Here is a 6432-nt window from a genome sequence, read left to right as displayed (position 1 = left end):
CCGAGGCGCAAGTGTCATTCGTCAAAATCCTGCGGATTTTGTCCGAAATACATTCGAACTTCGTCCAATACACACCGCCAGAAATAAAAAATGATCCTTTCGGATCCTTTTTTATTTCTGGCGGAGAGAGCGGGATTCGAACCCGCGTTACAGTAAAGTAAACACGCTTTCCAAGCGTGCGCCTTCAGCCACTCGGCCATCTCTCCAATATTGCTAACTTCACACTACTTTCTTCAACCACACTTCAGAGGCTGAAGGCGCTAAATGCGCGACAAAAGCATTAAGCACACGAGGCCTCATCGATCAAGTGGCAAAATCTCACCCTCACCAATGGTGCCCTATCGCACCCCACTGAAGTGGTATTGATTTTCAATTTGAACATTTTTCTTTCCTTTGCATGAGCGCACTTTTGAGGCCTTCATGTCTATGACAGCCCTAAAAAAATCATGAAGGCCGAAATGTTGGATGGAATTTCCGCGGCGCTTGAGCGGAAATTTCAGAGCGATGCAAAGGAAAGAAAAATGTTCCCAACTCAAAATCAATTCCCGGAAGTTCAACATTGACCCATTACTTTAAACCTTATAGAGTAAGCACCTTATGAAAAACATTTTTCTCCTTTTTCTTCTTCTCCTTTCCACCAATGCCTTCGCCTTTGAAACTGCCAGCTTTCTTCACTCTGCTGGCATTGCGGTGGATGCCGATCGAAACAGTATTTACGTTGCCAACGTCAATGGAAGAGACAACGAAAAAGACGGCAACGGTTTTATTTCCCGATTAAACGACGAAGGCAGCATCCAACAACTTCACTTCATCGATAGCAGCAAAGAAATAAAACTAAATGCTCCAAAAGGCCTGGCGGTTTTGAACAACAAACTCTACATCACCGATATCAACCTCGTGCATGTCTACAGCCTCGAAAAAAACCGCTTCCTCGACGACATCCCCTTCACTGGTATCGAAGTGGGCGAACTTTACGCCATCACTCCCACGGCAGACAATGAACTCTACACCGTAGATGCGCAAAAAAATGCGGTGTACAAAATTGACGCCGAAGGAAAAGTGAGCCTTTTCGTGCAAGACGATTCACTGGGACAACCACGAAACATTGTCTGGCATCCGTTGAATGAATATTTTTTGATAAGCGGCTGGAGCTCTGGCCAAGTGCAAGCCTACGACAAAAAAGCACAGAAAAAGAATATCCCTTCCCTTTTTCTGCGAACCCTTGAAGGCATGACTATAGACGGCGAAGGAAAAATGTATCTCTCAAGCGCAAGCTTACGAAGCATCTATGTGCTCGAGCGTGATTTTACGCTTCGGGATTTCAAGCTCGATCTCAACTCACCTCAAAACTTGGCCTACCACATCAACAAAAAAGAAATCCTGGTCAATCTTCCCACCGAAAACAAAATCGTTTCCTTTCCGGTGAAGTAGCCTTTTGTGTTCATAACGAGGCAGTGAAAAACCTGGCGAGTTGTGCCTTCATTGCCTTATCGTGTTTGATCGCTATCGCACCGCGCACTTACGAATCCTTACCTTGTAAAGAAATCTTTTTCTGCTCGATAAGAGAGCGTTCCTGTTCGAGCTCTTTTTGCCATTCTTCTTCTGTTGGTAAATAAAGTTTGTATTTTGAAGCGAATATTCTCTTGCTGTCTTTAAGCACCGAGTATTTCGCTATGGCTTCATTTTTCTTTGAGCAAAGAATCAACCCAATGGTTGGATTATCATTTTCGCCACGACAGTTTTCTTCGAACATGCGTACGTAGCTATCCATTTGGCCAATATCCTGATGGGTTAGTTTGCCGATTTTTAAATCAATGAGCACAAAACATTTAAGAATGTAGTTGTAAAAAACCAGATCAGCATAGAAGTCATCTTCTTCAAATCTCATCCGTTTCTGGCGGGCAACGAATGAAAACCCCTTGCCAAGTTCCAATAAAAAATTTTGCAGATTATCGATAATAGATTTTTCTAAATTACTTTCACGCAGGCCTGGGTAATCCTTCAAATTAAGGAATTCCAAAACATAGGGATCACGTATGAATTGTTCCGGCTCAAGCTGCGACAATTTTTCTTTTGCTTCTTTAACCACCGTAGTTTTGTTTTTGCTGGCCAGTAAGCGCTGATAATAAAAAGAATTGATCTGACGTTCCATTTGACGAGATGACCAATTCTGATCGGCAGCTTCGTTCATATACCATGTACGGGCTTTTTCATCTTCTATCCGTAATAATAGCCGATAATGGGTCCATGATAATTCGGGACGCAGTGAGTCTTGTTTTTTGGATTTAGCGAATTCGAGACGCACTGCGCCTCGTTTTGAAAACATAAGGTAAAACTGTCTCATTTTGCGAAGGTTGGTCAGGTCAAACCCCTTGCCAAATTCACCACTCAAACGGATGGAAAGTTCGGCTAGAACAGCCTCACCATAGGCAGCACGTTTTTGGCCACCTTGTTCTTCTTCCACAATCAATCGACCTACATTCCAATAAGCCTCAACCATGATGAAATTAACGGAACGGTAGGCATTAGATCTGGCCTGTCCAACAATTTCACGAATTCGAGCATAGAAATCTCGTTTAGACGAAATTGCCTTTTTCTTCACAATTGTTTTTATTTTCTTTGGCTTCATAAAGCTCTCATCTACCAAATTTCTATTGTCCTCTTGCACAACTTCCTCAACTGACGAAAAAAGAGACTTAAGCGTTCTGCACACTCTTCTTCCAACACACCACCAAGCACTTCAACTTGATGATTAAAACGTTTATCTTCCAAGAAGTTATACAGTGAACCACAAACTCCTGCTTTAGGGTCTTTGCATCCATACACCAAGCGTTTCACTCTCGCTTGCAACAACGCGCCAGCGCACATAGGACAAGGCTCGCAGGTGACATACACTTCCAGACCTTCGAGGCGCCAACAGTTTAGACGCTCACTTACTTTTTTCAGCAACAAACATTCTGCATGTGCAAAAGGATCTTGAGAACTTTCTCTCAAGTTATGCGCCGTCGCAATGCACTCGCCGTTCAAAACTGCAACAGCTCCGATGGGAACTTCATTTTTCCCGGCTGCCAAATCAGCTTCTTTCAAGGCTTTCTGCATCATGTCGATGTCAAATTGAGCTATCATAAGACTTTCCGCCAAAAAACATTTGCTTTTGTGCTGTAAACTCGTCTAACAATACGGTTTACAAAATTCACGAAGCAAAGGAGTTCTGCATGTTTTTCCAACAACTTCCCACCGCAAGCGTAAATATAAAAGACGACAGCTATCGCATCACCTTTAAGCCAAAATTGGAAGAACTCAAGCGTTCAATTAAAAATATTGGAATCATTCAGCCACTTCTCCTTCGTCATACGCAAGAAGGAACGTATCAAATCATCGCAGGCTTCAAACGTTTTCTCGTGGCGCAAGAACTTGGATTCACTTCACTTCCATGTATCATCTACGAAGCGCAAGACTTAAGTCCGGCACAAGCTTTTTTGATGAACTTACACGATAATGGAACAACGCGAAGTTTGAACTTGGTGGAAAAAGGAAATGCCATTACGCGCTTGAAACTTTTTTGCACGCTTCCCGAAGACGAAGTGGTTGATCACATTCTTCCTCTTCTTAAAGAAGTCCCAAGCTACAAAACCCTTTACCAATTGAGTTCGCTCACCGAACTTACCGAGCCCATGAAAGAGCATATCCTGGAAACAGGTGTCACACTTGCCTGTGCGGCGCGCATCGGAGAATTTACGCCAAGCACACAGCAAGCTTTGCTGAATGTGCTAAAGCCCATCCGCCCTTCCAGTGCCAAGTTAAATGAGCTGCTCACTCTCATTCGTGAAATTTCAGCACGCGATGGTCTCTCGGTAGAAGATGTGTTAAGCCGCTACAAACTGTTGGAAGTCGTTATCAGCAACACTGCATCTCCAGCCGACAAAGTGAAGTCACTTCGCCAGGCTCTCCGCGGCATTCGCTTGCCACAGCTCACTCAGAAGCAAGAGCGCATTACTGAGCTTATCACCGCACTCGATCTTCCCAAAGACGCAAAAGTGGTCACCGATCCTTACTTCGAAAACGGTAAAATTAAACTTGAGTACCAATTTTCTCAACCTGAAGAACTCAACCAGCTGGTGCGAAAACTTCAAGTGGCCTTCCAACGCCAGCAGTGGAATCGCATTTTTGAGTGGTATCAAGCCTAAGCGAAGTCATTTCAGAAGCTTGCATTTCTTTCACTTCCTCATGCAAAAACATGGGGAAGTTTTTTTTGATTTTTCTTTGCTCCCTGTTGACGTCCTCCCCTAGAAGACCTATGGTCCGGTCCTCAAAAGCTACCCCACTATCCTTACAAGGAGAAACAATATGTCACGCTACAGAAAGAATTATCTACTCACCCCTGGCCCAACTATGATTCCGCCGTCTGTTCACGAGGCAAGAGCCAAAGGTGTTCCGCATCACAGAACTCCGCAATTTATGCAATTGATTAAGTCAGTGCATGAAGAGTTAAAATATTTATTCACCACAAAAAATGAAGTGTACTCGATGACTGCATCCGGAACTGGCGCCATGGAAGCTGCCGTTTGTTCACTGCTTGCTCCAGGAGACCTGGCCATTTGTATCGATGGCGGAAAATTTGGGGAACGTTGGGTTGAACTCTGCAAACACTTTGGCGCAGAAGCTATTGTAGTGCATGTTGAACGTGGCGATGCTCCAAACCCTGCTCAACTTGAAGATGCCCTAAAAAAGTATCCTCAAGCAAAAGCAGTGTTTACGCACCTTACCGAGACTTCAACTGGTGCAACTTTCGACGTAAAGGCAATGGGAGCAATCGTTGCAAAAACTGATGCCGTCTTTGTGGTAGATTCCATTTCAGGATTAATCTCTGAAGAATTCCGCATGGACGAGTGGCATGTAGACATCGCCGTTGGTGCATCACACAAAGGCGTTATGCTTCCTCCAGGCCTTGGCTTTTTGGCTGTCTCAGAAAAAGCATGGAAAAAAATTGATGCCACCCGCAACAGCAGCTACTACTTCGATTTAAAGCGATACCGAAAAGGCCACAACAACGGCGAACATCCTTTCACCCCTGCAGTTGATCTTTATACACAACTTTGCGAATCCATGAAAATGATCCACGAAGAAACTATGGAAGGCTTATGGAAGCGCCACGCTTGGCTTGGAAACGCAACGCGAAAAGCCATGCTTTCACTTGGCCTCGAACTTTTTGCAAAACATCCTTGCAATGTTCTCACCGCGGTTAAAGCTCCAGACGGTATCGATGGTGGAAAACTGGTAAAAACAATGCGCGACGATCTTGGCGTAAGCATCGCCGGCGGACAATCCGAGATGAAAGGCAAAATTTTCAGAATTGCACATCTTGGCTATGTTGATCGATTCGATATGATCACCGCCATTGCTGGTTTAGAGATGGCTTTGAAGCGCATGGGCTATCCAGTAGAATTGGGCACTGGCGTAAAAGTGGCTCAAGATCTTTTAATTGATGATCCTGCTTAATGAAGGAGTACGTGATGAATGTTTTTGTTTCAGATAAAATTGACACAAGTGCTATCGAAAAAATAAAAGCCGCTGGCCACAACATAACCGAGCAAGTTGGCCTCAGCGCAGATGAATTGAAAAAAGCACTTGGAAATACTGAAGTGCTCGCAATTCGAAGCGCCACAAAGGTTACAGCCGACATCATGGATGCCGTGCCAAGCTTAAAACTTGTTGTGCGCGCCGGTGTTGGATTAGACAACGTCGACCTCGCAGCCGCAAAAACCAAAGGCATTGAAGTGCGCAACACACCAGGTGCTACTGCTGTTTCAGTTGCAGAGCACGTGCTTGGCCTTATGCTTTCTCTTGTTCGCAACATTCCAAGTGCACATGCAAAACTCAGCAAAGGCACGTGGGACAAGGCCATGGGCTCTGAGCTCTCTGGAAAAACAATTGGAATTTTGGGCCTTGGTCGCATCGGACAAGAAGTAGCAAAACGTTGCCAAGCTTTTGGCATGAAGGTGATTGCAGCCGATCCTTATCTTCCCAAAGAACTTGCCGATAAAACTGGAATACCAATGTGCTCAAGCAGCGAAATGTTGAAGCAAGTTGATTTTGTAACACTTCATCTTCCGTTTACTCCAGAAACAAAAAACATGATCAACGCCGAAAACATTGCGTGCATGAAAAAAGGAAGCTTCATCGTCAACTGCGCACGTGGCGGAATTGTAGACGAGGCTGCTGTTGCCGATGCTGTAAAATCTGGCCACCTCGCAGGTGCAGCATTTGACGTGTTTGCAACGGAGCCACTTAAAACTTCTCCGCTCATGGAAGTGGAAGGCATTATTCTCACTCCACACCTTGGCGCATCAACAACAGAAGGCCAAGCAAGAGCTGGCGACGAATTAGCAGACATCATCATCAGCTTTGGTCTCTAGAAATAATCAAAATAAA

The 6432-nt window shown here is 44.6% G+C and carries 6 protein-coding genes and 1 tRNA gene; 4 read left to right on the top strand and 3 right to left on the bottom strand.

What is annotated here, in order from left to right; genetic code table 11:
* Positions 1-118: 118 nt before the first annotated feature.
* Positions 119-206 (bottom strand) — tRNA-Ser (locus tag COV43_04120).
* Between the two features lie 391 nt (positions 207-597).
* Between COV43_04120 and COV43_04115 the strand changes: the two genes are divergently transcribed.
* Positions 598-1431: a hypothetical protein gene (locus tag COV43_04115; protein ID PIR25765.1), complete on the top strand. Its 834-nt coding sequence runs from the start codon at positions 598-600 to the stop codon at positions 1429-1431.
* 88 nt (positions 1432-1519) lie between these two features.
* Here COV43_04115 and COV43_04110 read toward each other — a convergent pair whose 3' ends face one another.
* Complete coding sequence (locus COV43_04110) at positions 1520-2629, bottom strand: hypothetical protein (GenBank protein PIR25766.1); 1110 nt, start codon at positions 2627-2629, stop codon at positions 1520-1522.
* Positions 2630-2640: 11 nt separating this feature from the next.
* Positions 2641-3126, bottom strand: coding sequence for a tRNA-specific adenosine deaminase (locus COV43_04105; protein PIR25764.1), 486 nt, complete (start codon positions 3124-3126; stop codon positions 2641-2643).
* 89 nt (positions 3127-3215) lie between these two features.
* Here COV43_04105 and COV43_04100 point away from each other — a divergent pair, with 89 nt between their 5' ends.
* From COV43_04100 to COV43_04090, 3 genes are all read left to right on the top strand, one after another.
* Positions 3216-4187: a hypothetical protein gene (locus tag COV43_04100; protein ID PIR25763.1), complete on the top strand. Its 972-nt coding sequence runs from the start codon at positions 3216-3218 to the stop codon at positions 4185-4187.
* 160 nt (positions 4188-4347) lie between these two features.
* Entirely contained in the window at positions 4348-5499 is a 1152-nt protein-coding gene (locus tag COV43_04095) for an aminotransferase (protein ID PIR25762.1), read from the top strand.
* Positions 5499-6416: a 3-phosphoglycerate dehydrogenase gene (locus COV43_04090; protein ID PIR25761.1), complete on the top strand. Its 918-nt coding sequence runs from the start codon at positions 5499-5501 to the stop codon at positions 6414-6416. The genes COV43_04095 and COV43_04090 overlap by 1 nt, the downstream gene beginning before the upstream one ends.
* Positions 6417-6432 lie beyond the last annotated feature (16 nt).

The sequence above is a fragment of the Deltaproteobacteria bacterium CG11_big_fil_rev_8_21_14_0_20_42_23 genome (assembly GCA_002796345.1).
Lineage (GTDB): Bacteria > UBA10199 > UBA10199 > 2-02-FULL-44-16 > 2-02-FULL-44-16 > 1-14-0-20-42-23.
This window is presented reverse-complemented; position numbering and strand designations above follow the sequence as displayed.

What these genes read in the sequence shown, in the direction of transcription:
- COV43_04105 (PIR25764.1), bottom strand. Translation starts at nt 3,126, where the DNA reads ATGATAGCTCAATTTGACATCGACATGATGCAGAAAGCCTTGAAAGAA.
- COV43_04115 (PIR25765.1), top strand. Translation starts at nt 598, where the DNA reads ATGAAAAACATTTTTCTCCTTTTTCTTCTTCTCCTTTCCACCAATGCC.
- COV43_04090 (PIR25761.1), top strand. Translation starts at nt 5,499, where the DNA reads ATGAAGGAGTACGTGATGAATGTTTTTGTTTCAGATAAAATTGACACA.
- COV43_04100 (PIR25763.1), top strand. Translation starts at nt 3,216, where the DNA reads ATGTTTTTCCAACAACTTCCCACCGCAAGCGTAAATATAAAAGACGAC.
- COV43_04095 (PIR25762.1), top strand. Translation starts at nt 4,348, where the DNA reads ATGTCACGCTACAGAAAGAATTATCTACTCACCCCTGGCCCAACTATG.
- COV43_04110 (PIR25766.1), bottom strand. Translation starts at nt 2,629, where the DNA reads ATGAAGCCAAAGAAAATAAAAACAATTGTGAAGAAAAAGGCAATTTCG.